The organism is Amycolatopsis sp. A133 (genome assembly GCF_031082405.1).
Classification (GTDB): Bacteria; Actinomycetota; Actinomycetes; order Mycobacteriales; family Pseudonocardiaceae; genus Amycolatopsis.
The window spans coordinates 1-1058 of sequence record NZ_JAVHJU010000027.1; the positions used below are offsets into that span (position 1 = coordinate 1).

At 68.3% G+C, this 1058-nt stretch carries 1 protein-coding gene; it reads right to left on the reverse strand.

The window, feature by feature from the left end; genetic code table 11:
* Positions 1-14: 14 nt before the first annotated feature.
* Positions 15-1058, reverse strand: a 1044-nt coding sequence (locus Q5425_RS21195; protein ID WP_308674006.1) for an ISL3 family transposase, incomplete at its 5' end; no start/stop codon positions are given.

The window sequence follows — 1058 nt, forward strand, 5'->3', positions numbered from 1 at the left end:
TTTCGGTGGTGGTCTTACCCGAGGAGGATGCGGTGGCGAAGGAGAGCAAAGCCTGCTCGTCCGTACATTTGCCGCTTGAGGAGCTTCGTTTTGGTGTTCACGCCTTCGGTGCGTCCGTTGTGGTGATCGAGGGTGATCGCAGCGGTGACGGCGTCGGTGTCCTGGTCGATGCCTCGGGCGAAGGAGTGCACGTGGGGTAGATCTGCCTCGCGTGCGGCGGTGGTCCATGCCGCCAACTGAGCCGGATTGTCCTTGTGGGGCGCGAGAAGGACGGCGAAGGAACGCACAACGGCGGCCAGCGCCGTCATCTCGGGGCAGGCCGCGGCCAGGGCTTCGAGTCGATCGCGTTGCCGCTCGGTGAGATTCTCGGGCCGGGTCAGCAGCAGCCGGGCGGCCCGGCGCGGCGAGAGGTGCGGATGGTCGTCGAGATGCCGTCCCTGGTTCAGATACCGCACGAGGAGATTCTGGCTGCCGTGGTAACCCAGAGCGCGGATTTCGCCCAGCAGCACGGTAGCCCCCACGCCCGGCTCCTGTTCACGGCGGGCGCGCAGGTGGTCCCGATACGGGTCGACCATGCAAGCCCGGTACTTGGGGACCCGCTGGATGCGCTCCGGTGTGGCCGCGCGGGCGTATCGCTTGACTGTGTTCAGCGCCAGGCCGAGGCGGCGTGAGCAGTCCAGCAGCCCGACTCCGGCCTCGAGCAGGGCATGGATCTGCTGCCACCGCTGGAGGGTGGTTTCGGCAAGCTTTCCCTGGCGCAGTCCCGTGGCCGAGGCCCAGCACGCGCTGTGCGCTGCGACCTCTTTGCCCGCGGCGTCGCACAGGCCGTGCCAGAGATGCCATCGGTCGGCTACCTGGATCGCTTGCGGCAGCGCGTCCCGCACGGCCTGCGCGTAGGCTGCCGAACCGTCCCGGCACACGACTTCGACTCCTGGATGTGCCCGCAGCCAACCGGCCACCACCTCAGCACCGCGCCCGGGCAGCACGTCGATCCGGGCTCCGGTATCGGCGTCGATCAACACGGTGGCGTAGTCATGCCCCCTGCGCAGGGCGAAATC